Origin of the sequence: Vibrio neptunius, assembly GCA_019339365.1 — a bacterium.
Classification (GTDB): Bacteria; Pseudomonadota; Gammaproteobacteria; order Enterobacterales; family Vibrionaceae; genus Vibrio; species Vibrio neptunius.
Window position 1 is genome coordinate 1,564,599 of record CP079859.1, and the last position, 23,695, is coordinate 1,588,293.

Annotated in this window: 21 protein-coding genes and 2 pseudogenes; 17 read left to right on the forward strand and 6 right to left on the reverse strand. The window is 45.9% G+C overall.

Going from position 1 to position 23,695, the window contains the following annotated elements:
• Nucleotides 1-36: 36 nt before the first annotated feature.
• Entirely contained in the window at nucleotides 37-2,310 is a 2,274-nt protein-coding gene (clpA, locus tag KW548_07550) for an ATP-dependent Clp protease ATP-binding subunit ClpA (GenBank protein ID QXX07799.1), read from the forward strand.
• 52 nt (nucleotides 2,311-2,362) lie between these two features.
• Here clpA and KW548_07555 read toward each other — a convergent pair.
• Nucleotides 2,363-2,995: pseudogene (locus KW548_07555) on the reverse strand (YdcF family protein).
• 15 nt (nucleotides 2,996-3,010) lie between these two features.
• The gene (locus tag KW548_07560; GenBank protein ID QXX07800.1) at nucleotides 3,011-3,832 is read right to left on the reverse strand and encodes an NAD(P)H-binding protein; all 822 of its coding nucleotides are present in this window, start codon (nucleotides 3,830-3,832) and stop codon (nucleotides 3,011-3,013) included.
• A gap of 182 nt (nucleotides 3,833-4,014) precedes the next feature.
• Between KW548_07560 and KW548_07565 the strand changes: the two genes are divergently transcribed.
• The gene (locus KW548_07565) at nucleotides 4,015-4,797 is read left to right on the forward strand and encodes an ABC transporter substrate-binding protein (protein ID QXX07801.1); all 783 of its coding nucleotides are present in this window, start codon (nucleotides 4,015-4,017) and stop codon (nucleotides 4,795-4,797) included.
• On the opposite strand, the gene KW548_07570 is transcribed toward KW548_07565, so the two are convergent.
• On the reverse strand, nucleotides 4,790-5,023 hold the full coding sequence (locus KW548_07570; protein ID QXX07802.1) for a TIGR02647 family protein: 234 nt from the start codon (nucleotides 5,021-5,023) through the stop codon (nucleotides 4,790-4,792). The two genes, KW548_07565 and KW548_07570, sit on opposite strands and share 8 nt — an antisense overlap.
• 453 nt (nucleotides 5,024-5,476) lie before the next feature.
• On the opposite strand from KW548_07570, the gene focA reads away from it, so the two are divergent.
• Nucleotides 5,477-6,319: a formate transporter FocA gene (gene focA / locus KW548_07575; protein QXX08002.1), complete on the forward strand. Its 843-nt coding sequence runs from the start codon at nucleotides 5,477-5,479 to the stop codon at nucleotides 6,317-6,319.
• Nucleotides 6,320-6,373: 54 nt separating this feature from the next.
• Here the strand turns inward: focA and KW548_07580 are convergent, their stop codons facing one another.
• Both KW548_07580 and KW548_07585 read right to left on the reverse strand, forming a co-directional pair.
• A complete protein-coding gene (locus tag KW548_07580) occupies nucleotides 6,374-6,514 on the reverse strand; it encodes a hypothetical protein (protein ID QXX07803.1) in 141 nt (46 codons plus the stop codon).
• Between the two features lie 209 nt (nucleotides 6,515-6,723).
• The gene (locus KW548_07585) at nucleotides 6,724-7,527 is read right to left on the reverse strand and encodes an ABC transporter permease (protein QXX07804.1); all 804 of its coding nucleotides are present in this window, start codon (nucleotides 7,525-7,527) and stop codon (nucleotides 6,724-6,726) included.
• A gap of 471 nt (nucleotides 7,528-7,998) precedes the next feature.
• Here KW548_07585 and torE point away from each other — a divergent pair, with 471 nt between their 5' ends.
• The 3 genes from torE to torA are packed head-to-tail and all read left to right on the forward strand — an operon-like array spanning nucleotide 7,999 to nucleotide 11,900.
• Nucleotides 7,999-8,178 carry a trimethylamine N-oxide reductase system protein TorE gene (gene torE, locus KW548_07590; GenBank protein ID QXX07805.1) on the forward strand — a complete coding sequence of 60 codons (180 nt, stop codon included), beginning with the start codon at nucleotides 7,999-8,001 and terminating at the stop codon, nucleotides 8,176-8,178.
• A 50-nt stretch (nucleotides 8,179-8,228) separates the two neighbouring features.
• Nucleotides 8,229-9,413, forward strand: a complete 1,185-nt coding sequence (torC, locus tag KW548_07595) for a pentaheme c-type cytochrome TorC (protein QXX07806.1) — start codon at nucleotides 8,229-8,231, stop codon at nucleotides 9,411-9,413.
• Nucleotides 9,414-9,437: 24 nt separating this feature from the next.
• A complete protein-coding gene (gene torA, locus KW548_07600; protein ID QXX07807.1) occupies nucleotides 9,438-11,900 on the forward strand; it encodes a trimethylamine-N-oxide reductase TorA in 2,463 nt (820 codons plus the stop codon).
• 81 nt (nucleotides 11,901-11,981) lie between these two features.
• Here torA and KW548_07605 read toward each other — a convergent pair whose 3' ends face one another.
• A complete protein-coding gene (locus KW548_07605; protein QXX07808.1) occupies nucleotides 11,982-13,685 on the reverse strand; it encodes a YdiU family protein in 1,704 nt (567 codons plus the stop codon).
• A gap of 470 nt (nucleotides 13,686-14,155) precedes the next feature.
• Between KW548_07605 and KW548_07610 the strand changes: the two genes are divergently transcribed.
• The 11 genes and pseudogenes from KW548_07610 (at nucleotide 14,156) to KW548_07660 (ending at nucleotide 23,686) form a co-directional block, all read left to right on the forward strand.
• On the forward strand, nucleotides 14,156-15,904 hold the full coding sequence (locus KW548_07610) for an alpha-galactosidase (protein ID QXX07809.1): 1,749 nt from the start codon (nucleotides 14,156-14,158) through the stop codon (nucleotides 15,902-15,904).
• Between the two features lie 57 nt (nucleotides 15,905-15,961).
• Nucleotides 15,962-16,483, forward strand: coding sequence for a crossover junction endodeoxyribonuclease RuvC (ruvC, locus tag KW548_07615; protein ID QXX07810.1), 522 nt, complete (start codon nucleotides 15,962-15,964; stop codon nucleotides 16,481-16,483).
• Nucleotides 16,484-16,710: 227 nt separating this feature from the next.
• On the forward strand, nucleotides 16,711-17,328 hold the full coding sequence (gene ruvA / locus KW548_07620) for a Holliday junction branch migration protein RuvA (protein ID QXX08003.1): 618 nt from the start codon (nucleotides 16,711-16,713) through the stop codon (nucleotides 17,326-17,328).
• A gap of 20 nt (nucleotides 17,329-17,348) precedes the next feature.
• Nucleotides 17,349-18,352 (forward strand): annotated as a pseudogene (gene ruvB / locus KW548_07625) (Holliday junction branch migration DNA helicase RuvB).
• Nucleotides 18,353-18,810: 458 nt separating this feature from the next.
• Nucleotides 18,811-20,397 (forward strand): cytochrome ubiquinol oxidase subunit I, encoded by a 1,587-nt coding sequence (cydA, locus tag KW548_07630; GenBank protein QXX07811.1) that lies wholly within the window; start codon nucleotides 18,811-18,813, stop codon nucleotides 20,395-20,397.
• Between the two features lie 15 nt (nucleotides 20,398-20,412).
• Nucleotides 20,413-21,549, forward strand: coding sequence for a cytochrome d ubiquinol oxidase subunit II (gene cydB / locus KW548_07635; GenBank protein QXX07812.1), 1,137 nt, complete (start codon nucleotides 20,413-20,415; stop codon nucleotides 21,547-21,549).
• A gap of 12 nt (nucleotides 21,550-21,561) precedes the next feature.
• Nucleotides 21,562-21,669, forward strand: coding sequence for a cytochrome bd-I oxidase subunit CydX (gene cydX, locus KW548_07640; GenBank protein ID QXX07813.1), 108 nt, complete (start codon nucleotides 21,562-21,564; stop codon nucleotides 21,667-21,669).
• The gene (ybgE, locus tag KW548_07645) at nucleotides 21,662-21,964 is read left to right on the forward strand and encodes a cyd operon protein YbgE (protein ID QXX07814.1); all 303 of its coding nucleotides are present in this window, start codon (nucleotides 21,662-21,664) and stop codon (nucleotides 21,962-21,964) included. Before cydX ends, ybgE begins: the two co-directional genes overlap by 8 nt.
• Before the next feature lie 165 nt (nucleotides 21,965-22,129).
• Nucleotides 22,130-22,549 (forward strand): tol-pal system-associated acyl-CoA thioesterase, encoded by a 420-nt coding sequence (ybgC, locus tag KW548_07650; GenBank protein QXX07815.1) that lies wholly within the window; start codon nucleotides 22,130-22,132, stop codon nucleotides 22,547-22,549.
• On the forward strand, nucleotides 22,539-23,237 hold the full coding sequence (tolQ, locus tag KW548_07655) for a protein TolQ (protein QXX07816.1): 699 nt from the start codon (nucleotides 22,539-22,541) through the stop codon (nucleotides 23,235-23,237). Before ybgC ends, tolQ begins: the two co-directional genes overlap by 11 nt.
• A 5-nt stretch (nucleotides 23,238-23,242) precedes the next feature.
• Complete coding sequence (locus KW548_07660) at nucleotides 23,243-23,686, forward strand: ExbD/TolR family protein (protein ID QXX07817.1); 444 nt, start codon at nucleotides 23,243-23,245, stop codon at nucleotides 23,684-23,686.
• Nucleotides 23,687-23,695 lie beyond the last annotated feature (9 nt).

Here is a 23,695-nt window from a genome sequence, read left to right on the forward strand (position 1 = left end):
ATCAAGCAACCTAAGTTGCTGCCAAAGGAGGTACTTATGCTGAATAAAGAGTTAGAGTCGAGTCTAAACGGCGCATTCTCCCGCGCTAGAGACAAACGACATGAGTTCATGACTGTCGAGCACCTCCTGCTAGCATTGTTGGAAAACGATGCTGCAAGGGAAGCCCTTCTTGCCTGTCAGGCCGATATTGATGCATTAAGAAGCGAGTTAGACATCTTTATTGATCAGACAACTCCTCTTATCCCTGAAAATGATGAAACTCGCGAAACCCAACCTACATTAAGTTTCCAACGTGTTCTGCAGCGTGCGGTTTTCCACGTGCAGTCTTCAGGACGCAGTGAAGTAACAGGTGCCAACGTGTTGGTTGCTATCTTTAGTGAACAAGAATCTCACGCGGCTTATCTTCTGAAGAAGAACGATATTAGCCGTCTGGATATCGTTAACTTTATTTCACACGGTATTACCAAAGCATCAAGCTCAGGTGATGACTCTTCTTCATCCGACTCTTTCAGTAGCAGTGACAGTAGTGAAGAAGCGGGCTCGGAAGAGCGCCTAGAGAGTTTTGCCTCGAACTTGAATCAGTTGGCTAAGCAAGGTCAAATTGATCCACTGATTGGTCGAGATAAAGAGCTGGAAAGAACGATCCAAGTATTGTGTCGCCGCCGTAAAAACAATCCACTGCTAGTGGGTGAAGCGGGCGTGGGTAAAACAGCGATTGCGGAAGGCTTAGCGTGGAGAATTGTTGAAGGGCAAGTGCCTGAAGTCATTAAGAATAGCGTTATTTATTCTTTAGATATTGGCTCGCTACTCGCAGGCACCAAATACCGTGGTGATTTTGAAAAACGTTTTAAAACCATTCTTAAACAATTAGAGAAAGAAGACGACGCGATTCTTTTCATTGATGAGATCCATACCATTATTGGTGCTGGTGCAGCATCTGGCGGCCAGGTCGACGCAGCGAATCTGATTAAGCCTCTGCTAAGTAGCGGTAAATTGCGTTGTATCGGTTCTACCACGTATCAGGAATACAGTAATATTTTTGAAAAAGAGCGTGCGCTGTCCCGTCGTTTCCAAAAGATAGACATCGTTGAGCCGTCACTTGATGATACCACCAAAATTCTGATGGGCCTCAAACCTAAATACGAAGCTCACCATGAAGTGCGCTACACCAACAAAGCATTACGTGCTGCGGTAGAGCTTTCGGCTAAATACATCAATGAGCGTCATTTGCCAGACAAAGCTATTGACGTGATTGATGAGGCTGGTGCTCGTCATCGTTTAGCGCCAGCGAGCCGTCGCAAGAAAACCGTCGGTGTAGCCGACATTGAGGCCATGGTCGCTAAAATGGCTCGTATTCCTGAAAAATCAGTGTCTTCTTCTGACAAAGAGATTCTTCAGAATCTGGATGAGAAGATGAAGATGCTGGTGTTTGGTCAGGATGATGCCATTGATGTACTAAGCGAAGCCATCAAGCTAACTCGAGCTGGTCTTGGCGCGGACAATAAGCCTGTCGGTTCATTCTTATTTGCAGGCCCAACTGGGGTGGGTAAAACGGAAGTTACCGTTCAGCTGTCGAAATTGATGGGTATCGAGCTACTGCGTTTTGATATGTCTGAATATGGCGAACGTCACTCTGTGAGCCGTTTGATTGGTGCACCTCCAGGTTACGTTGGATACGATCAGGGCGGTCTGTTGACGGATGCTGTGATTAAACATCCACACTCTGTTGTGCTTTTGGATGAGATAGAAAAAGCGCATCCAGATATCTTTAACCTGCTTCTTCAGGTTATGGATAACGGAACACTGACTGACAACAATGGTCGCAAAGCGGACTTCCGTAATGTCATTCTTGTGATGACGACCAACGCTGGTGTGCAGGAAACGATCAAGAAGTCCATCGGTCTTATCCAGCAAGATCACAGCCACGATGCGATGTCGGAAATCAAGAAAGTCTTTACGCCTGAATTCCGTAATCGTCTGGATAACATCATCTGGTTTAACAGCCTTGACGAACATGTAATCCATCAAGTGGTTGATAAGTTCATTGTTGAGCTACAGGCGCAGCTAGATGCACGTGGTGTATCGCTGGAGGTCTCAGATGATGCTAGGCATTGGCTAGCACTAAAAGGCTACGATAAAGCCATGGGTGCGCGCCCAATGGGACGTGTTATTCAAGAGCAACTTAAGAAACCTCTTGCTAATGAGCTGCTGTTCGGTACGTTGGTCGACGGCGGCACCGTGAAAGTCAATCTGAAGAAAGATGAGCTTAAGTTTAAGTACTTAAGTGAAAAAGAGGCGGCTGTACACTAAGTCGTGTGTTTAATGAAAAAGCCAGAGCGTGTGAAGCTCTGGCTTTTTTGTATCAGTTGAAAACGGATCTTAATGCGAGATAGGACGTCTCAATGTGTGGCGGTATTTCCTGTTCTATCTGAAATCCTTTGTTGGGGTATTCTTTGATTCGCTCAAAATCACCCAACAAAGCTTCAACGGTCACATCAAGAGATATCTCTTCACTAAAGTAATCAATAAAAGCAGTTTTAGGGGACGTTACGCAAACATGGTTGACTTCATTTGGCCATTGTTTCATGAAAGTCGCGTAAGCTCGTCTCTCCATATAGGGCTTTTGAACCAATATAAACGAACGAAAATCGTAGTAAAGTTCGGTGAGAAGTTTGGCCGTTAACTGTATATTTTCACCGGTATTGGTCGCTTGAACTTCGAGGATGATATCAGCTGAGGGGACACCGAGATCTCTCGCTATAGCAGCAAAAGTATGTGCCTCGGTTTGATCAAAAATACCGTCTGTTCATCGTCCAACACCACCAGAAAATACAATCTTGGTTGCCCAACCATCGTGATAAAGTTTTGCGGCATGCTCTGCAACCCTAACGTCGTTGCTACCAAGTACAAATAGGCAGTCAGCTTTATGTAATGGCTGATCGAGCTGCATGTAATCCCACAGGTTTTCTATGTGCTGGAAAAGCTTGGTATTCATATCAGATTCCCAGTGTTATACAAGTTCTAACGTGTGCTGGTAATGAAAGCGATAACCTAATCTTTGCAAGCGATCGGCTAGAATTCGTTTGTCTGCTTGTTGTACAACAGGTGGTAGGCGGACATCAGAGCCGACACTGTTGAGTGCTGCTTGATAAAACTCAGCCTTGCTAACCGTATTGGGTGTCGTCGCATTGATTACAACGTTCTTGCAAGTGAGTGCAACGAAGCTTGTTGCACCTATCGCATCGGTCAGATGAAGCATATTGGCTGGAGCGAGTTCACTGACTTGTTTCAATTTATCGACAAAGCGAGAAGGGTGACGATCAGGTCCAACGAGTCCACTACAGCGGACAACGCCGTAATCAAGCCCTGAATCAATTACATACTGCTCTGCTTGCAACATCGTAGCTGCTTTTTCCGAGAATAAGTTGCTGTTGTGCGCTTTATTGAGAGAGGCAGCATCTTCGTCTAAGGCGTCAGCTAGGTTTGGGTATACGGTGGTCGAGCTGACCATGATGACTTTCTTAACCTGAGCAACCAGACAAGCCTGACAGAGCATATTCCAGTGCTGAGCGTACTGTTGCCCCATCCCTTTTCTAAAACCGGGAGGGAAGCAGCCAATCACAATGTCCGCCTTAGTGTTACTAATGGCTTGAGCGACAATATCCGGATTACTCTGTAAGTCGATTTTAAGCCCTGTGAGATGCTGAGCTTCGAGCTCTTCTACACCTGCGTCAGTAGTGCGGCTGACAAAGACTTTATGACCGATAGTTTCGAGGTAATGTGCGAGTGGTTTTCCAAGCCAGCCACCGCCAATAATCAATATTGTTTTCACACTAAGTCCCTGTTTGAAGAGGTTGATAACGTTAACTATCCTAAAGAAGCAAGGATTAATCAATGGTTTGTTTGGTGTTTGTATGTGGGTGAACGAGTAATACGGAAGAGACTCAAATCTCTCTAAAATGAGTCTATTATTACTAGTGAGGCGTTATGCCATCCTAACTTTTAGGAAAGCTCATGAAATGGTATCTGTGGATATGGGCCGTCTTGTTTTCATCCATCTCAACGGCCAATCAAAAAGTGTATATGACGTCATTAGAATGGCCACCGTATTCGGGTGCGGATTTACCAGAGAATGGCTATTCTGTTGCTGTCGCGCGCGAAGCGTTTTCAGTGATGGGGTACGAGTTAGTCGTGGACTTTCAACCATGGGTTCGTGCTGTCGCTCTAGCGACCAAGTCTGAGAAATATGTGGGATACTTCCCAGAGTACTATTTTGACACTACCGAATTTGTTTTCTCAGATTCCATAGGCAGTGGGCCTTTGGGCTTTGTAGAGAACACTCGTTTCCCGATTCAATGGGAAACACTGTCTGATTTGACATTTTTCAAAATTGGGGTGGTGCAGGGCTACGTTAATACGACAGAGTTTGATGATATGGTCGAAACGGGCGAGCTTCAAGTTGAGGCCTCGACCAATGATGCTAGAAACATACACAAGGTAGCAAAGGGTCGATTGGATATCGCTGTAATAGACCCAAATGTTCTAGAGTACCTCATCAGTATTGATGTGAGAGAAGATCTACTTAGAAAGCGTCTCAGGATGAATGCTAAATTATTGGAAACTAAGCAGTTATATATAGCGTTCAAAGATCAACCCGAGGGCAGAGATATCCGAGAAGTATTTAATCAAGGGCTAAAGAAAATTGATATCGAACGGATTGTCAGTCGGCTTATGAAGCTAACTGACAATGAGCAGATCGTTCTGAGCAATACGCCAGTGATCAAGAAAACTAACTAGACAAAACTCTAAGAATTTTATCTGCATGTTCAGCAACTTCGATACCTTCATCTGTGAGATAACCACCGTCAGGCTGAGTACATAGCCCTTTGTCGAATAGCCTTTGAATCGCCGATTGCATGTTTTGTGATGCATCATGATGAACTTTAATGCCAGTCGCGGCGCTGCTAATGTCAAATTGCAATAAAAGGTTTAACTCGTCGATTTTGTCAGAGGTATATTTCATAGTGATTTCCTTACAGCAAGTACTGGAACAACCATATTCCTGATATTGGTATTCAGCAATTAGATGCCAATAGAAATGTTACCTACCGCTGAATTTGAAGAAAAATCTCTTTTAACTGACTAGATAGTGAGCAATAGATAGGCTGGGTTTAGCGCAGTTTTTAATGCTTAAACTGCATAACAACAGAGATTGATATGCAAATATGAATTCATCGCTATCTTAGTGACTAACTCTTTAACGTAGTGAATGTTAACTATAAGAGAATAATTAAGATTCTCTATTTTTTATTGTCCATGTTTGTCTTGTTTTCTCCGTCTAGTTTGGCTTGTTCGGTGCAGTTTTCTTTGTGTAAACGGAGCTTGAGATAAAACTAACAAATAAGGCTTGAAATTGACCACAATAAGAGTAATTATCCGCGCCGAAAATCCACATTAACAGAAATGTCTTTCCATGATGAATTTAAACCAGTTTGATTCTTTATTACCGCCTCAGATGGCGGAACGTGCCGCTGAAATCGGTGTTGGTAAGGTCACTAAAGACCCAATGAAGTCGTTTTTATTAGCGATTTCTGCAGGGATTCATATTGGAATTGCGTTTGTCTTCTACACAGTAGTCACCACAGGTGCAGGTGACTTGCCTTGGGGTGTCACTCGATTGCTTGGTGGTTTGGCTTTCAGTCTTGGATTGATTCTGGTTGTTGTCACAGGTGGTGAGTTGTTTACTAGTTCGGTGTTGACTCTGGTGGCGAGAGCAAGTGGTAAAATCACCTGGAAGATGCTGATGAAAAACTGGGCTGTGGTTTATGGTGGCAATCTTATCGGTGCGTTACTACTAGTGGTTTGTATGTTGCTGACTAAGCAGTATATGTTCGATAGCGGTCAAGTTGGCTTAAACGCGATGGCGATCTCTCAGCATAAACTTCACCATAGTTTTATCTCAGCGGTGGCGCTAGGTATCATGTGTAATGTATTGGTTTGTATAGCGGTTTGGATGACATTCAGTGGGCGCACTCTCACTGACAAAATCGCTGTTATGATTTTGCCTGTCGCGATGTTCGTATCCGCTGGATTTGAGCACTGTATCGCCAATATGTTTCAGGTTCCGATGGCTATCGCGATTAAGTTTTTCGCGCCAGCAGAATTTTGGCAAATGACAGGAGCGAATATTTCTGATTATGCGGACCTGAATTTGCTCAGTTTTCTTACCAATAACCTTATTCCTGTGACTCTAGGTAACATCATCGGTGGTGGCGTCTTTGTTGGAATGTGGTACTGGATGATATACTTAAGAGATTAGATCGATAGTACGAGGGCTCGTTGAGAAACGAGCCTTTTTTGATCTTGATGGCTCTCAGTGCCATTGTCGCCATGACTCTTGAATAAAGTCATCCAGATCGAGCAGTTCTTTTGGTTGGGAAACGAGCCAGTTTCGTTCCTCGTCATTATCCGATGGCGAGGGCTTTTCAACATGACAAACGGTACCTAGTTGCATTCTCTGTATCCTTACAAAAGCAGAACCTTGGAGATTAAAGCTCATATTTGACGCTTTGATGACATGGGAAGAACGTGTTTGTATGCATATGAATACTAGGTGTTTTTGGTTTGTATACCGTGTCTGATTGCGAAAAGCAGACTTATCCTGAAAGCGATGACACGGTTATCCACAGATTCTGTGGATAAGATCTTTTCTCTTCAAAGTTGTTAGCATCCAGATCGCTCGTGGTTGAGGTCGACTAAGACTTTTCCATCTTTAGTGAAGCAGTGTCGAATAGTGAGTGATAGAGTCAGGCTGATCGAAACAGACAGCATGACGAAGATCGCGATCATGATCATCAATTGATATTTGATCGCTACGATTGGGCTCGCTCCTCCCAGTATTTGCCCCGTCATCATTCCAGGCAGTGTCACCAAACCAGTGGTTGTCATCGACGCTAAGGTGGGGGCGAGAGACTTGAGGATCGATTCCCGAACGAACGGTAGAGTGGCAAAGTTTGGTGAAGCGCCTAAAGCGATGGCGGCTTCATATTCGCTGCGACGTGTTTCCATTGAAGTGAAAAGATTTTGTAGGGCCACGATATTGCCACTGAGAGAGTTACCCAGCAGCATGCCAGCCAATGGGATAAGATACTGGGCATTGAATAGTGGTTCTGGCTGCACGATCACAATACAGATGATAAGTAGTAGAGGACACAAGCCAACAATTAGGCCACTAGTGACTGGATACATCAACCGTTGCTTAGGAAGCTTCGCCTTACTGATAATAGAACTAGCCCCAATAAGAGTCATGGCTATTAGCCACAATATGTTGATAGTTAGGCTGTTAATGTTAAGGAGGTACTCAAGGTATACCCCCACCAGCAGTAGTTGGATGGTCATTCTTGCTACACTAATCAATACTTCTGTTTCAATGTGCAGTCTGTAGCAGCGGCTGATCAAAAGTGGGATCGTCAATGTACAGAAAAACAAAGCCAGTAGAGGCCAGGAAATATCGATAACCCCGCTCATGGGTCCTCCCTACAACGCAATATGTATTGGATACCTAATCTTTTCTGCATAGTGGATGTCATTGTCAACATGCTGATTCTAGTCTGTCCCTCTCAGCACTCCTAATAGCTCTATTTTGAGTCATGTTCTAGAACAAATATGTAACATTTAGGTTCGTTTTTATGGGGATAGGGCGTGCTACAAGGCGAAAAATACACGCGATACTTTGCTTTATTGTAATTGAATTGCTAACAAGTTAACAATTCTGCTCTATTCACAAACTTTCACAAAACTATGCATGTTGACATATGAGTTATTAATCAAACACATCTCTGGATGAGCTCAAAAAAGTGTCGAATAACATGCTCTGCTTGGGCTGATCTGATTGAACCCTACAATTAGTATGGTCTAATATTTTTACTAGAGATTGTAAAAACGTTAGCTCAGCGACAAGAGCTATCCGATAACACTAAATACAAAATAGGCAAATGTATGAGTGATGTTAACAAAATAGAGAGTGGTGAAAAACGCTCGTTGGAGTGGAAGTCTTTCCTTTTCATCGCAGTGCTGCTCTTCCCGGTTCTGAGTGTGGCTTTCGTGGGTGGCTACGGATTCATTATTTGGATGCTACAGGTGTTCTTTCTTGGTCCTCCTGGTGCGCATGGCATGTAAACCCCTGATCTCGTTCCCCTATTTTTGAAAAGATTTTAAGAGAGCAAACCATGAAATCATTGATTGTAAAACTGTGGCGTACCATGACACGCCCAGCAGTGCACATCAGTCTCGGTGTGTTGACGATGGGCGGCTTTATCGCAGGTGTGGTCTTTTGGGGTGGTTTCAATACAGCCCTTGAAGCCACTAACACAGAAAAGTTCTGCATCAGCTGTCACACCATGCGTGATAATGTATACGTTGAACTTCAAGAAACCGTTCACTGGAAAAACCATTCTGGCGTACGTGCGACTTGCCCAGATTGTCATGTTCCTCACAACTGGACAGATAAGATCGCGCGCAAAATGCAGGCGTCCAAAGAAGTTTTCGCTCAGGTGTTTGGTAACTACGATGAACCTGGTGTATTTGAAGAGCGACGCATCGAACTCGCCAAGCACGAGTGGGATCGTTTCTCTGCCAACAAATCCTTAGAGTGCAAAAACTGCCACAATTATGCGTCAATGGACTTCGAACAAATGTCCCCAACGGCGCGCATCCAAATGAAGCAAGCCGCGGAAAAAGATCAGAGCTGTGTTGATTGTCACAAAGGTATTGCGCACAAACTGCCTGCTGGTATGGATAGTATTGGTGGAATTGTTGGTGAACTGGAGCAACTCACTTCAAGCACAGATTACTCGGTGGGTAATGCTTTAGTCAGTGTTCGTCATTTACCTGTCTACTTCGACCAAATGGGGGCGGAGGAAGCGGGTCTACTCAACCCAGCATCGACGGTTACTGTGCTTGAAGACAAAGGGGACATGATGAAAGTCGAGATTGACGGCTGGCGCAAGGCAAAAGGCTTTGGCCGGGTTATTCAAGAAGACTTCGGTATGAATATCGCGGTGGGTTCACTACTTAAAGAAGCGGCAACCAGTGATGATGTTGTGACAAAAGGCGAGAAAAAGGTCGATGAGCTAACGGGTCTTCCTTGGGAGAAAGTGGCAGCAACAGTGTGGATGAAGAAAGAAGCTATGCTCAACGACGTTACCCCGATCTGGGAAAAAGCGAGCGAAGCGTACAAGACCAACTGTTCAGTTTGTCACACTCAGCCTGATGAAGCGCACTTCGATGCCAACACTTGGCCAGGGATGTTCAATGGAATGCTAGCGTTTGTGAACTTTGACACAGACAGTGAAGCTCTCGTATTGAAGTACCTACAGAAGCACTCTTCAGATTTTGCTGAAGGTCACCACTAATAAGCGTCGGATGGAGTAATTGAAATGGCTATTACACGAAGAAGTTTTCTTAAAGGGGTAGCAACGACTAGTGCAGCGTCAGTAATCGGTCCAAGCTTATTGGCATCTGCTTCTGCAAGCGCAGCTGAAACGACAGGAACTTGGAAAGTCTCCGGTTCTCACTGGGGCGCATTCCGTGCCCATATCTACGCGGGTAAAGTTCAAGAGATCAAGCCGCTAGAAACCGATACCAACCCAACTGATATGATCAACGGTATCAAAGGTGTTATTTATAACCCGTCTCGTGTCCGCTACCCAATGGTGCGCCTAGATTGGTTGAAAAAGCACAAGTACAGTGCCGAAACTCGCGGCGACAATCGTTTTATTCGTGTCACTTGGGATGAAGCTTTGGATTTGTTCTACCGTGAATTAGAGCGTGTTCAGAAAGACTATGGACCTTGGGCATTGCACGCAGGCCAAACGGGTTGGCGTCAGACAGGTCAATTCCATAGCTGTACCAGTCACATGCAACGTGCAGTAGGTATGCATGGTAACTTTATTACTAAAGTGGGCGACTATTCAACAGGTGCAGGACAAACGATTCTGCCTTACGTTTTGGGCTCGACGGAAGTTTACGCACAAGGTACATCGTGGTCTGAGATTCTGAAAAACTCAGACAACATCATCTTATGGGCTAATGACCCAGTAAAGAACCTGCAAGTAGGTTGGAACTGTGAAACTCACCAGTCGTTCCCTTATTTAGAGCAACTGAAAGAGAAAGTGGCTAAAGGCGAGATAAACGTACTTTCTGTCGACCCTGTGAAGAACAAAACTCAGCGCTTCCTGCAAAATGAGCATTTGTATATCAACCCAATGACTGACGTTGCGTTTATGTTGGCGGTCGCTCATGTGTTGTATAACGAAAAGCTTCATGATCAGAAATTCATTGATACCTACTGCCTTGGTTTCGATGAGTTTATTAAGTACGTTCAAGGTGAAACAAAAGACAAACTTGAAAAAACACCGGAGTGGGCGGCTGAAATCTGTGGTGTAAAAGCCGATAAGATCCGTGAATTCGCTCGTATGCTGGTTAATGGTCGCACACAAATCTTGATGGGTTGGTGTATCCAACGTCAGGAACACGGTGAACAACCATACTGGGCAGCAGCGGTCGTTGCAGCAATGGTTGGTCAAATTGGTCTTCCGGGTGGCGGTATTTCTTATGGTCACCACTATTCTGGTATCGGCGTACCTTCAACTGGCTTCGCCGCACCGGGTGGTTTTCCACGCAACCTCGACCCAGGAATGAAGCCAAAATGGGACAATAACGACTACAACGGTTATAGCAAAACCATTCCTGTTGCTCGTTGGATTGACTGTCTGTTAGAACCGGGTAAAGAAATTCGTTATAACGGCAGTAAAGTGAAGTTACCGGGGTATAAAATGATGGTGATTTCAGGTAATAACCCGTGGCATCACCACCAAGATCGTAACCGTATGAAGAAAGCCTTCAAGCAGCTTCAGACTGTAGTGACGGTGGAATTTGCTTGGACGGCAACGTGTCGATTCTCTGATATCGTACTACCAGCTTGTACCCAGTTTGAACGTAATGACATTGACGTCTACGGCTCATATTCTGGTAAAGGTTTGATTGCGATGCATCGCCTAGTGGACCCATTGTTCCAGTCTAAGACGGACTTCGATATCTTTACCGAGCTAAGCCGCCGATTTGGTCGCCACAACGAGTACACACGTGGTATGGATGAAATGCAGTGGGTTCGCTCATTGTATGATGACTGTCGTGCGGCGAATAAAGGTAAGTTCGACATGCCATCGTTCGATGATTTCTGGGAACAGAGCGTTCTAGATTTCGGTGAAGGTAAACCTTGGGTTCGCCACGCTGACTTCCGAGAAGACCCCGAAATCAACGCGCTGGGTACGCCTTCTGGCTTTATTGAAATTACGTCTCGTAAGATTGGTCGTTACGGCTATGAACACTGTCAAGAACACCCGATGTGGTTTGAAAAGACAGAACGTTCACATGGTGGACCGGGTTCAGACAAGTTCCCATTCTGGTTGCAATCGTGTCACCCTGACAAACGCCTGCACTCGCAGATGTGCGAGTCGGAAGAGTTCCGTGCAACCTACGCGGTGCAAGGTCGTGAACCGGTTTACATCAACCCTCAGGATGCCAAAGAGAAAGGCATCAAAGATGGTGACTTAGTTCGCGTGTTCAACGACCGCGGTCAATTACTTGCAGGGGCCGTTCTTACGGATAGCTATGCTCGTGGCGTTATTCGTATCGAAGAGGGTGCTTGGTATGGTCCTCTGAACGAAAAAGAAGGGGCGATTTGTACCTACGGCGATCCGAATACCTTAACAATGGATATCGGTTCTTCAGAGCTAGCCCAGGCGACCTCTGCGAATACCTGTATCGTTAATTTTGAGAAGTTCACTGGCAAGGTTCCCCCTGTGACCTCATTTGGTGGTCCCATCGAGGTGGCGTAAACAACGACAGTAAAAAAACCAGCCTTCGGGCTGGTTTTTTAGTCTTTAGTGGTTTGAGTAACTCAAGGGGTGAAGTGGTCGCTAAGAAGAGCAGCTGTAATGAGAAACACCGCCTGCAGAGAAATACTCCAATGGTCTGAGCCTGTAGTATTTCTCCTCGACCTCTTTGGATTGCTCGCCATATGGATCCGCTAAAATCGTTTGCAACTCATGGATCAAGCCAAAATCTCCGAGTCTAGCTTGTTCATAGGCCGGGACAACAAGCCACTCGCGCCAAGTGTATTTGGGATTGACTTGCCTCATCTCACGACGAATAACCTCGATACCTTTTGCAACATTCAATGATTCACGCCATGAGGTTAACCACTGATGCCACTCGTTTGCCAATGACTCATCAGGCTCTGCGTAAAAGCTTTTGGCAATACCAGAGACGTCCTCTGGAATGTTGCAGAGCTCGCGGAAGAACATGGTGTAATCGACATGGGTCTTCATCATCAAAGTGAGTAGCGAATTAAACAGCGGAGCGTCAAAGGTATCGAGCCCCAATTTGTCCGCCCACATCTGAGTCACTTTTTCTTGCATAAGAGAAGAGAAACCATCGCGAATCTCATCCAATTGCTTGATGAGCTCCGGCGAAGACTGCAGAAGAAGTTCTAACGCGGAGCAGAAAGAGTCAAAGTTCTTTTCGGCCGCCAATGGTTGGTTAAAGAAAGCAAAATGGCGGCCACCACCTGTCCAAGGTTGAAAATAAGGTTCAAAGCGTTCACAAAAGCCGAAAGGACCATAATCTAAGGTGAATCCGCCTACTGCACAGTTGTCACTGTTAAAGTTGCCCTGACAGTAACCGACACGTAGCCAGTGTGTCACTAATGTAGTGAGCCGTTCGCGAAACTCGATGGCTAACCGGAGCGCTTTGTCAGTTAAAGGAAGATGAGCTTCGATAGTATCGCCATACTCTCGATCAATCATGTGTAAAGCCATCATCTCCAGCTCAGCGATAGCATTAGGATGCTCCTGACTACGTGCACGGCGTCCAAATAGTTCGAGTTGACCGACACGTAAGAAAGACGGTGCGACGCGAGTTGAGATCGCGACAGGGTTAGAGACCATGATATCCGGATCCTGAGAGCGAGAGCCTTCACGATACCATGGACGATCAACCGTTTCAGATTGTGATACAAACAAGCTCAATGATCGTGATGAAGCAATACCAAGTGTATGCATGTGTTCTTGAGCAAGGAACTCGCGGACGCTTGAACGCAAAACCGCTCTTCCATCGGCACCGCGGCAGTATGGAGTTGGGCCTCCGCCTTTTAACTGCATTTCCCAACGCTGGTGGTTGAGCACGCCTTCAAAGACAGAGATAGCACGCCCATCACCGTAGCCATTGCCCGTTCTGAATGGGCACTGCTCTGTATATTCGTTACCAAAGATAGACAACGCGTAACCTGTCGCCCAGCCCGTGCTGCGCATGGGAGTGGGTACCTGGCTCACATCGCCAGAAAATAGCTGTTTAAACTCGTCGGTCAGTGCAAGGTCGTCATGTAACCCCAGTTGTTTAAAAAAACAGTGACTATGGCTGACATAAATCGGGTCAGAAATGGGCGTCGGTTTTACTGGTACAAAATGGCCTGAAAACACCTGCCTTGGGAGGTGGTCTTCACCATCATTCGTCGCATCTGGGTCGCAAATCAGCGTGTCGAGCAAAGAATAGTCACAGGCCTGAGCAAGCTGGGTCAAGTTATCAATCTCTACTGGGCTTTTCATCCCTTCATGTTTAGTCATGTTTTTATCATTCCTGACGGCAGTAGTTTCTATCAGCAATCTTACGTTGGTAATGAAGAAAAGACATCAATAGAGAGCGGTTAAAGTTTGATTGGCGAGTTAATTGGTTGGCCGTTTTCAAATGAAGCTCTTATGTAAGTTGGATGAAAGTAGGAGAGGCTCGCAATAGTCCATGGTCTTTTCGCCCTCTGAAGTTAGACGCTGTATTGTTGTCAGACCAAGCTTAATCTGATCATTTAATACTATTTCATTCGTTGTTGCTTTTAGAAAATCTACCTCTGATTTAATCCTGATTCTGCTTTGTACAAGCAGGCATTCAAACGCCATTTCATATAATTATTCTAAATGGGACGCAAGCAATTCGTGACTCAGACCAATAATACCTAAGTTAGTGATTGGACAATAAAAAAAACCTAGTGCTCTAATTTGAACAAGGGCAAAGCAAATTTCATCGATCTGGGGAATTCTTTATGTCGTTTTCAGTCAGGCTGGAAAATGGTCGTACTCTGAGGGTTAGAGACATCAATTTGCATGCCGATATCCATCACAATGAGATCACGTTCAGCTATCAAGGTTTGAACAATGATCGTATCCGTGGTCGCTATGTTCTGGCAATTACTGAATTTGCTTTCGAAGAAAGTGCCGTTCTATTAGGAGATGGCTTTCAGATGCTTGCCCAAACGACAGGCACAGTCGATAACCCTATCGACATTGGTCGTTGCCCAGACAACTCTGCAAGTTATCGCATCTATTCTTCGACAGGCTCAAAGCGGTATTATAACTATCTAGTGGTTGAGGATGCCTTGGGCTACACCTTATTTGGTTTTACCTCTTGCCATCGTTTTGCAGGCTATTTCGAAGTAGTCGATCTGGAAAACCATAATTGGTTGAAGATCTGCATCGATGGTGAAGACACCTATCCACTAGAGTGGGCCTCTAATCAGCTTGAATCTGTCGTGGTACTGCAGGGGGAAAACCTATCAAACCTCTTTTCTGAATATGCCCAATTGATTTCGCATCATCATCCACCAAGAGCTGGCGTAAATAAAACGGCGCCAATTGGTTGGTGTTCTTGGTACGCTTACTATGCTGAGGTCACGCAAAGTCATGTCCTCGACAATATCAAGCATATGAAGGGGGAGCTGGAGTCGCTCGACTATGTGTTGTTGGATGATGGCTATCAAGCTTTCATGGGAGACTGGTTGACGCCTTCAGACAAATTCCCTTCCGGTGTGAAAGCACTGATCAAAGAAATCACCCTTCAAGGGAAAAAGCCGGCGATATGGCTAGCCCCCTTCATTGCTCAGCCAGAATCGGACCTGTTTAAGCAGCATCAAGACTGGTTTGTGACTCACGAAGATGGGTCGTTACTCAAGGCCGAAGACGTCACTTACGCAGGCTGGCGTTGTACACCGTGGTACATTTTAGATACGTCAAACGCCGATGTTCAGGAGCATCTAACAAACGTCGTCAGAACAATGCGTGAAGAGTGGGGCATTGAGCTTTTTAAGCTCGATGCCAATTACTGGGGGACACTAAAAGGACGTCGAGATCAAAGCGGTATCACCGGGGTAGAAGCGTATCGACTCGGCATGGAAGCAATTGCTGAAGGAGCTGGTGATGCCTTAATTCTCGGTTGCAATGCGCCAATGTGGCCATCGCTAGGACTTGTTGATGCCATGCGAGTGTCAGACGATGTGGAGCGAGACGAACGGCGCTTTGAGCAGATCGCAAAAGAAAGCTTTTATCGCAGTTGGCAGCATCGAAGGCTGTGGATGGTTGACCCAGATTGTGCCACATTGGTCTCATTACCCAATCAGGCGACAGAGCGACGTTACTATGAATTTCATCGTGATGTGTTACTGGCCATAGGAGGAATGTTGTTATCTGGAGACCCGCTGCCAGAGATGACCCCCTTTGCACAGCGTACCCTTTCGCGCTTGTTTGTCCGTCATAAACATAACCAAGATGCCGCTCAATTCACGTCACTCAGTCTGCATCATGCTTACTTGCCCATGACGGAACAAAACGAATTACATTGCTTATTTAACTTTCACCAACCAGCACGAGAAGTCACTCTGACGTCGCACTGTCCAGTGTATTGGTATGATTACTGGAGCGGTGACAAGCTCAGTCATGAGCGTACAGCGGTGATCGAAGTCACTTTGGACGCAGGATTGTCAAGCCGAGCGGTAGTGACCGCGTTGAAACCTCGCTAAAGGTTTTGGGGTAAGCTAAGATACGCGCTGTCTCAACGAATAGGTTCCAGAAGCACTATGTCAATCATCTTGGGTATTGACCCAGGCTCCCGCATCACAGGGTATGGCGTGATCCGTCAGACCGGACGCCACCTTCACTATTTGGGCAGTGGTTGTATTCGGACATCAGAAAAAGAACTACCCGGTCGCCTGAAGCAAATCTACGCTGGTGTAACCGAAATCATTACTCAGTTCCAACCGGATGTGTTTGCCATTGAGCAAGTGTTTATGGCGCGCAATGCAGATTCAGCCCTAAAACTTGGTCAAGCGCGCGGCAGCGCAATTGTCGCCGCGGTCAATGCTGATCTTCCTGTGTTCGAATACGCAGCTCGATTGATCAAACAGGCGGTGGTTGGCACAGGTGGGGCAGATAAAGAGCAGGTCCAGCATATGGTGCAGTCAATGCTCAAACTCCCTGCCAAGCCACAGGCGGACGCGGCTGATGCGTTAGGTGTGGCAATCTGTCATGCAAATACCAATAAAACGTTAGTGGCGCTCGCGGGCAAAGCAACCAGTGCACGGCGAGGGCGATATCGCTGATTGCAGGAGCAAAGTAATAAAGAGGCTCATTCGCACGTCGGTCGCGGAACAGCCCCACTACTGGCACTGAATATTGCCAGTTAAACGGACAGGTCGAAACCGTACGCACTCTCACATCTCAGCTTGATCTGATGGTCTCAAAAATCTAGTCACACATTATAAAGAACTGGATGTCTATCCAGTTCTTTATTATCCTGTCGCAAATTCATTTCCAAAGAGTATTGAGTGTGATTGGACGTTTGCGTGGCATTCTGCTTGAAAAGCAACCCCCAGAATTGTTGATTGAAGTAAATGGTATTGGCTATGAAGTTCAGATGCCGATGAGCTGTTTTTACGAATTGCCTAATATTGGTGAAGAAGCAATCATCTACACGCATTTTGTTGTTCGCGAAGATGCTCAGTTGCTGTATGGCTTCAATACCGTTAAAGAACGCGCTCTGTTTCGCGAAGTGATTAAAGCCAACGGTGTCGGCCCGAAACTGGGTCTAGGTATATTGTCAGGTATGACAGCCAGTCAGTTTGTTTCTTGTGTCGAACGTGAAGACATTTCTACACTGGTCAAATTGCCGGGCGTAGGTAAGAAAACCGCAGAGCGTCTAGTCGTTGAGATGAAAGACCGTCTTAAAGGTTGGGGAGCGGGTGATTTGTTCACACCACATACCGATGCGGCGCCCGTCGATTCAGCGCCTCAGGCAGATCAAGCAAACGCCGAAGAAGAAGCAATCAGCGCATTACTTGCACTTGGCTATAAACCGACGCAAGCTTCTAAAGTAGTGTCTCAGGTCAAAAGCGCGGATATGAGCAGCGAAGAGCTGATCCGCGAAGCTCTGAAGTCCATGGTTTAAGTGACGACTAGGAACGGTAAATGATAGAAGCGGATCGTCTAATCGCGCCAGAAAATGCGGTTTATAAAGAAGAAGACGTTATCGACAGGGCAATTCGCCCGAAAAAACTGGCGGATTATCAAGGACAAGATCACGTTCGTGATCAGATGGAGATTTTCATCAAGGCGGCTAACTTACGTGAAGAAGCATTGGACCACTTGTTGATATTTGGTCCTCCTGGTTTGGGCAAGACCACATTGGCGAATATTGTTGCTAATGAAATGGGCGTCAACATTCGCACCACATCTGGTCCTGTGTTGGAAAAAGCGGGAGACTTGGCTGCGCTTCTGACTAATCTCGAAGAAAACGACGTATTGTTCATTGATGAAATTCACCGTCTCAGCCCGATGGTTGAAGAGGTGTTGTATCCGGCGATGGAAGACTACCAACTCGATATTATGATTGGTGAAGGTCCTGCTGCGCGTTCTATCAAAATTGATTTACCCCCTTTACCTTAATCGGCGCGACCACACGAGCGGGCTCATTGACCTCACCACTTCGTGATCGTTTTGGTATTACTCAGCGTCTCGAATACTACAAAATTGCTGATCTGCAACATATTGTTCAGCGTAGTGCTGATTGCCTTGGCTTGTCGATGGAAAGTGAAGGCGCACTTGAAGTCGCAAGGCGTGCTCGTGGAACACCGCGTATTGCCAACCGTTTACTGCGTCGGGTGCGTGATTACGCAGAAGTGAAAGGCAATGGTCACATATGTGCCGATATTGCAGATAAAGCCCTCAATATGTTGGATGTCGACGCACAGGGCTTTGATTACATGGACCGTAAGTTACTGTTAGCGATCATGGAGAAGTTCGGAGGTGGGCCGGTTGGATTGGACAATATGGCCGCTGCCATTGGCGAGGAGAAGGACACCATTGAAGATGTCCTTGAGCCGTATCTGATACAACAAGGCTATCTGCAACGGACACCGAGAGGCCGGATTGCGACCGATAGGGCCTATCTTCATTTCGGAATTGAAAAATAAGTTTTCAGGACCAGCTCAAACGAGCTGGTCTTTTATTATGGGTGATCTTGATCACAATAATGAGATCTCGATAATGCCAAATAGGTAACTAAAATACGTGAGTTGTTAAGCGCTTGTTTTGCATAAATACCTTGTTGAACCTCGCAAATAACGCCAAATTAACAAAAGCTCGCTTAAACTGTTGATGGAGATCAATGTGATGCTTTTTTGGTCAAAAAGGCCGCGTAAAATTTGATTTAAATCAAAGCGAAGCCTAATTATAAACTTTTTGAAACGGACTGTTTTTAGGAGTAGCATTAGCGCCAGCTATATTAGCTGATGCTTAACAATTAACTAACCGTTACGGTACATTTTTGCAACAACATACTGTTCTTTAGCAACATTATCTAAGTCGGCTTAACGCCTATTTACGATGCATAAATGTAGAAAGTGTCTTCAGCCGACACATAGGAGTAAACATGATTGATGTAGTCGATCTGTCGCGGTTGCAGTTTGCGCTCACTGCGATGTATCACTTCCTCTTCGTACCATTGACTCTGGGTATGGCTTTCCTTCTCGCCATCATGGAATCTCTGTACGTAATGACGGACAAGCAAATCTACAAGGACATGACAAAGTTCTGGGGTAAGCTTTTCGGTATTAACTTCGTACTTGGTGTAGCCACCGGCCTGACCATGGAGTTCCAATTTGGTACTAACTGGTCTTACTATTCTCATTATGTTGGGGATATATTCGGTGCGCCGTTGGCCATCGAAGCACTGGTTGCCTTCTTCCTTGAGTCCACTTTTGTTGGTCTTTTCTTCTTCGGCTGGGACCGACTGACTAAACGACAGCACTTGGTCGTAACATGGTTAGTTGCCTTGGGTTCTAACTTCTCGGCACTGTGGATTTTGGTGGCGAATGGTTGGATGCAAAATCCAGTCGGCGCAGAATTCAACTTTGAAACCATGCGAATGGAAATGGTGAGCTTTGCCGAGGTAGTACTTAACCCAGTCGCTCAGGTGAAATTCGTACACACGGTAGCTTCTGGCTATACGACAGGCGCGATGTTTATTCTTGGCATCAGTTCTTACTACCTACTAAAAGGTCGTGACATCGCTTTCGCTCGTCGTTCATTCGCCATCGCTGCCTCTTTTGGTATGGCGGCAATTCTGTCTGTAATCGTGCTCGGTGATGAATCTGGTTATGAACTCGGTGAAGTGCAGAAAGTAAAACTGGCAGCAGTAGAAGCTGAATGGCATACCGAGCCAGCACCTGCTGCGTTCACTCTGTTTGGTATCCCAAATCAGGAAACCATGCATACCGATTACGCGATCAAGATCCCGTATGTTATGGGTATCATTGCGACGCGTTCGCTGGATGAGCAGGTAACAGGTTTGCGTGATCTTCGAGACGAGCACGTTGAACGCATCCGCACGGGCATGTATGCCTATGAACTGCTTGAAAAACTTCGTTCAGGTGATAAGTCAGAAGAAAACATGGCGGCGTTTGATGAAGTGAAGGGTGACCTAGGGTACGGCCTACTTCTGAAGCGTTACACAGACAAGGTGGTTGATGCGACTGAAGATCAAATCCAAGCGGCGGCCGATGACTCCATTCCAACGGTTTGGCCTCTATTCTGGTCGTTCCGAATCATGGTGGCGTGTGGCTTTATCATGCTGTTTGTATTCGGTGCTGCATTCATCCAGACGTGTCGCCAGAAAATTGAACAAAAACCATGGGTATTAAAAGCCGCGTTGCTGAGCATTCCACTGCCTTGGATTGCTATCGAAGCGGGTTGGTTTGTGGCTGAATTTGGTCGCCAGCCATGGGCAGTCGGTGAAATTCTACCTGTCAATGTGGCCGCATCGGCACTCACAGCGGGAGAAATTTGGACATCACTGTTTGCAATCTTGGCGCTATACACCGTCTTCCTGATTGCAGAAGTGTACTTGATGGTGAAATTTGCTCGTAAAGGTCCTAGCAGCCTGAAGACAGGTCGTTACCACTTTGAGCAAAACGCTGACTCTGTTGAAGACAAAGTTAGTCGTCAAGTAGACGCGTAAAGCAAGGAGAAACTTATGTTTGAATACGAAATCTTGCGACTTATCTGGTGGGTTCTGATCGGTGTTCTCCTGGTAGGCTTCGCAGTGACTGATGGCTTCGATATGGGCGTTGGCGCGCTAGTACCTGTCATCGGAAAAAATGACACGGAACGCCGTGTGATGATCAACTCGATCGCCCCACACTGGGAAGGCAACCAAGTTTGGTTGGTGACAGCGGGTGGTGCTCTATTTGCTGCATGGCCTTTAGTTTACGCGACGTCTTTCTCCGGGTTTTATCTGGCGATGATTTTGACGCTAGCGGCGTTATGGTTGAGACCCCTAGGCCTCTCTTATCGTTCAAAGATTGAAGATACGAAGTGGCGTCAAACTTGGGATATCTGTATTTCTATCAGTGGCTTTGTTCCACCCATCATCTTTGGTGTGGCGTTTGGTAACCTACTGCAAGGTGTGCCCTTCCAGTTGACTGAATTTTTGATGCCAACGTATCACGGTTCATTCTTTGGTTTGTTAAACCCGTTCGCATTGCTATGTGGCCTAGTCAGCTTGTTCATGATTTTGATGCAAGGGGCTACTTGGCTTCAGATGAAGACTACTGACGAAGTGCACGATCGCTCACGCAGTGTTGCACAAATCATGGGCTTATTAACCGTGGCGACTTTCGTTGCTGCAGGTTTCTGGATCCAGAGCATTGACGGTTATGTGATTACCAGTGCGATTGACCATAACGGAGCGTCAAACCCACTTGCCAAAGAAGTGGTTCGTGAAGCGGGTGCTTGGATGAACAACTTTGAACAATATCCATTGATGTGGATTGCTCCAATATTGGGTGTCGCGATGTCTCTTGTGACTGTACTGGCGTCACGTCTGGAGCGTGGTGGCATCGCCTTCTTTGCTTCAAGCCTTGGTAATGCGGGTATTATTTTTACAGCGGGTTTGGCGATGTTCCCATTCATCATGCCTTCTGATTTGATGCCTAATCACAGCTTGACCATGTGGGATGCAACGTCATCTGAGCTGACCTTGAACCTGATGACAGGCGTCGCCTTCATTATGGTGCCAATTATCTTGGCTTACACCATTTGGACTTACTATAAAATGTTTGGCCGTTTGGACAATAAGTTCATTGAAGACAACAAAAACTCACTTTACTAAGGAGCAATTACTATGTGGTATTTCGCATGGATTCTAGGTGTACTACTTGCTTGTGCATTCGGTATCATCAACGCGCTTTGGTTAGAGCATTCAGAAATGATGGATAAAGACAGTGAGTAAACTCACTGAGCACGTCGCTAAGCTACATGCGCCAATGGATAAGGCTCTGTTTCGAGCCTTATCCCTGATTCTTGGTTTTTATCATGTCGCTATGGTGATGTGGGACCCTGAGCAATACTCTGCATCGATTGGTGGTTTTAATGCCCTAATCTCACCGCTAATGATTTGGGCTATTTGTTCCAGCATGATCTTTGGCCTGAGCTTCCAACCAAGAAATTGGTATTGGCAGGTATTATTCAGTCCCTATTTTTCTCTAATGATTCTAATTTATCTAACTCTAGTACGAGTTTTATAATTTGAACTGACTGAAAATTATCCACTTATTAGTCACAATAGCGCCACTGCTTGATAGTTGGCGCTATTTTTTTGTTTCAATCTTTGAAAACCTACATTAACCCTTGCATAAAGGACAACGAGTTGCGTTATAGTAAAGCACCTCAATTGTTAGAAAGGGTTTGGTTTGCAAAACGAACGTGCTGTATTTGAGCTGCCTGTCACCGTTTATTATGAAGATACTGATGTGGGAGGTGTGGTCTATCACGCCAACTACCTTAAATATTTTGAGCGTGGTCGTTCGGAGTGTCTGACCAGTATTGGCGTTTCTCAATCGACTCTTTTGGAACAAAACATTGGTTTCGTAGTCCGACATATGGACATCGATTTTCTGCAAGGCGCGCGTCTTGAAGACCGTCTAACGGTTAAGACATCGGTTGCAGAGATTAAGAAAGCCACCCTTATTTTCTGTCAGGAGATCGTAAATCCTGCAGGTAAAACATTGTGTAAAGCAATGGTTAAGGTAGCATGCATCGATAATAACAAAATGAGGCCAAAAGCGATCCCTCAATCAATAGTTATGGAGTTTACTCACAGTGACCGCTGATATTTCAATGCTTGACCTGTTTTTGCAAGCAAGCCTGCTCGTAAAAATGGTGATGTTGACCTTGTTAGGTATGTCGATCGTTTCATGGGCAATGATCATTAAACGCAGTAAAGTGCTATCCCAAGCGGCGAAAGGCGCTGAAACCTTCGAGGATAAGTTTTGGTCAGGCACTGATCTTTCCGTTCTTTATCAAAACGCCAAAAAGCGCAAAGACGAACTGGCAGGAACCGAAGAAATTTTCTATTCAGGTTTCACTGAGTTTGCTCGCCTAAGAAAATCCAACGCTGATTCACCGGACTTCATCATGGAAGGCACAGGTCGTGCCATGCGTGTTGCGGTTGCACGTGAGGTTGATGAGCTTGAAACTAACCTGCCGTTCCTTGCGACCGTTGGTTCAATCAGCCCTTATATCGGCCTATTTGGTACGGTTTGGGGCATTATGCATGCCTTTATTGCATTGGGTGAAGTCAAGCAGGCGACCCTTGCTATGGTTGCCCCAGGGATCGCTGAAGCACTGGTTGCGACCGCAATGGGGCTGTTTGCTGCGATTCCCGCGGTTATGGCTTACAACCGATTAAGCAATAAAGTGGGTAAGTTGGAACACAACTACGCCACATTCTCAGAAGAATTCCACAGCATCCTGCACCGTCAAGCGATGGCTGGACGTGATTCCGCCAACAGAGATTAACGGATATGGCAGGCTATCAACCTAAAAAACGCAAGATGACCGCAGAGATTAACGTTGTGCCTTACATCGACGTTATGCTTGTGCTGTTAATCATCTTTATGGTGACGTCGCCTTTTGTAACGCAGGGCGTGGATGTTGAGTTACCTAAAACAGCCACGGCGAAACCAGCATCAGAGCTTGCCGGCGATAGTGATTCAAGCTTCATCATTGTTGAAATTGACCGTGAAGGCAATTTGGGCCTGAGTGTCAACGATGAAGAGGTTATACGCGGTATTTCGTTGCAAGACGTGATTGTACGTGTCAAAGCAGAACTGTCTTTAAAGCCAGAGTCACCGGTTGCTGTGGGTGGCGACGCGGCGACGCCTTATGCAGACGTCGTTTTAGTGCTGGATGAATTGAGTCGTGCTGGGATCCCCAAAGTGGGGCTTCTTACGGACATAAAGGAATAAGCGCTCTCA

Excerpts from the sequence above, each read along its gene's own strand:
- clpA (QXX07799.1), top strand. The coding sequence starts at position 37 with ATGCTGAATAAAGAGTTAGAGTCGAGTCTAAACGGCGCATTCTCCCGC.
- KW548_07565 (QXX07801.1), top strand. The coding sequence starts at position 4,015 with ATGAAATGGTATCTGTGGATATGGGCCGTCTTGTTTTCATCCATCTCA.
- KW548_07570 (QXX07802.1), bottom strand. The coding sequence starts at position 5,023 with ATGAAATATACCTCTGACAAAATCGACGAGTTAAACCTTTTATTGCAA.
- focA (QXX08002.1), top strand. The coding sequence starts at position 5,477 with ATGAATTTAAACCAGTTTGATTCTTTATTACCGCCTCAGATGGCGGAA.
- KW548_07580 (QXX07803.1), bottom strand. The coding sequence starts at position 6,514 with ATGCAACTAGGTACCGTTTGTCATGTTGAAAAGCCCTCGCCATCGGAT.
- KW548_07585 (QXX07804.1), bottom strand. The coding sequence starts at position 7,527 with ATGAGCGGGGTTATCGATATTTCCTGGCCTCTACTGGCTTTGTTTTTC.
- torE (QXX07805.1), top strand. The coding sequence starts at position 7,999 with ATGAGTGATGTTAACAAAATAGAGAGTGGTGAAAAACGCTCGTTGGAG.
- torC (QXX07806.1), top strand. The coding sequence starts at position 8,229 with ATGAAATCATTGATTGTAAAACTGTGGCGTACCATGACACGCCCAGCA.
- torA (QXX07807.1), top strand. The coding sequence starts at position 9,438 with ATGGCTATTACACGAAGAAGTTTTCTTAAAGGGGTAGCAACGACTAGT.
- KW548_07605 (QXX07808.1), bottom strand. The coding sequence starts at position 13,685 with ATGACTAAACATGAAGGGATGAAAAGCCCAGTAGAGATTGATAACTTG.
- KW548_07610 (QXX07809.1), top strand. The coding sequence starts at position 14,156 with ATGTCGTTTTCAGTCAGGCTGGAAAATGGTCGTACTCTGAGGGTTAGA.
- ruvC (QXX07810.1), top strand. The coding sequence starts at position 15,962 with ATGTCAATCATCTTGGGTATTGACCCAGGCTCCCGCATCACAGGGTAT.
- cydA (QXX07811.1), top strand. The coding sequence starts at position 18,811 with ATGATTGATGTAGTCGATCTGTCGCGGTTGCAGTTTGCGCTCACTGCG.
- cydB (QXX07812.1), top strand. The coding sequence starts at position 20,413 with ATGTTTGAATACGAAATCTTGCGACTTATCTGGTGGGTTCTGATCGGT.
- cydX (QXX07813.1), top strand. The coding sequence starts at position 21,562 with ATGTGGTATTTCGCATGGATTCTAGGTGTACTACTTGCTTGTGCATTC.
- KW548_07660 (QXX07817.1), top strand. The coding sequence starts at position 23,243 with ATGGCAGGCTATCAACCTAAAAAACGCAAGATGACCGCAGAGATTAAC.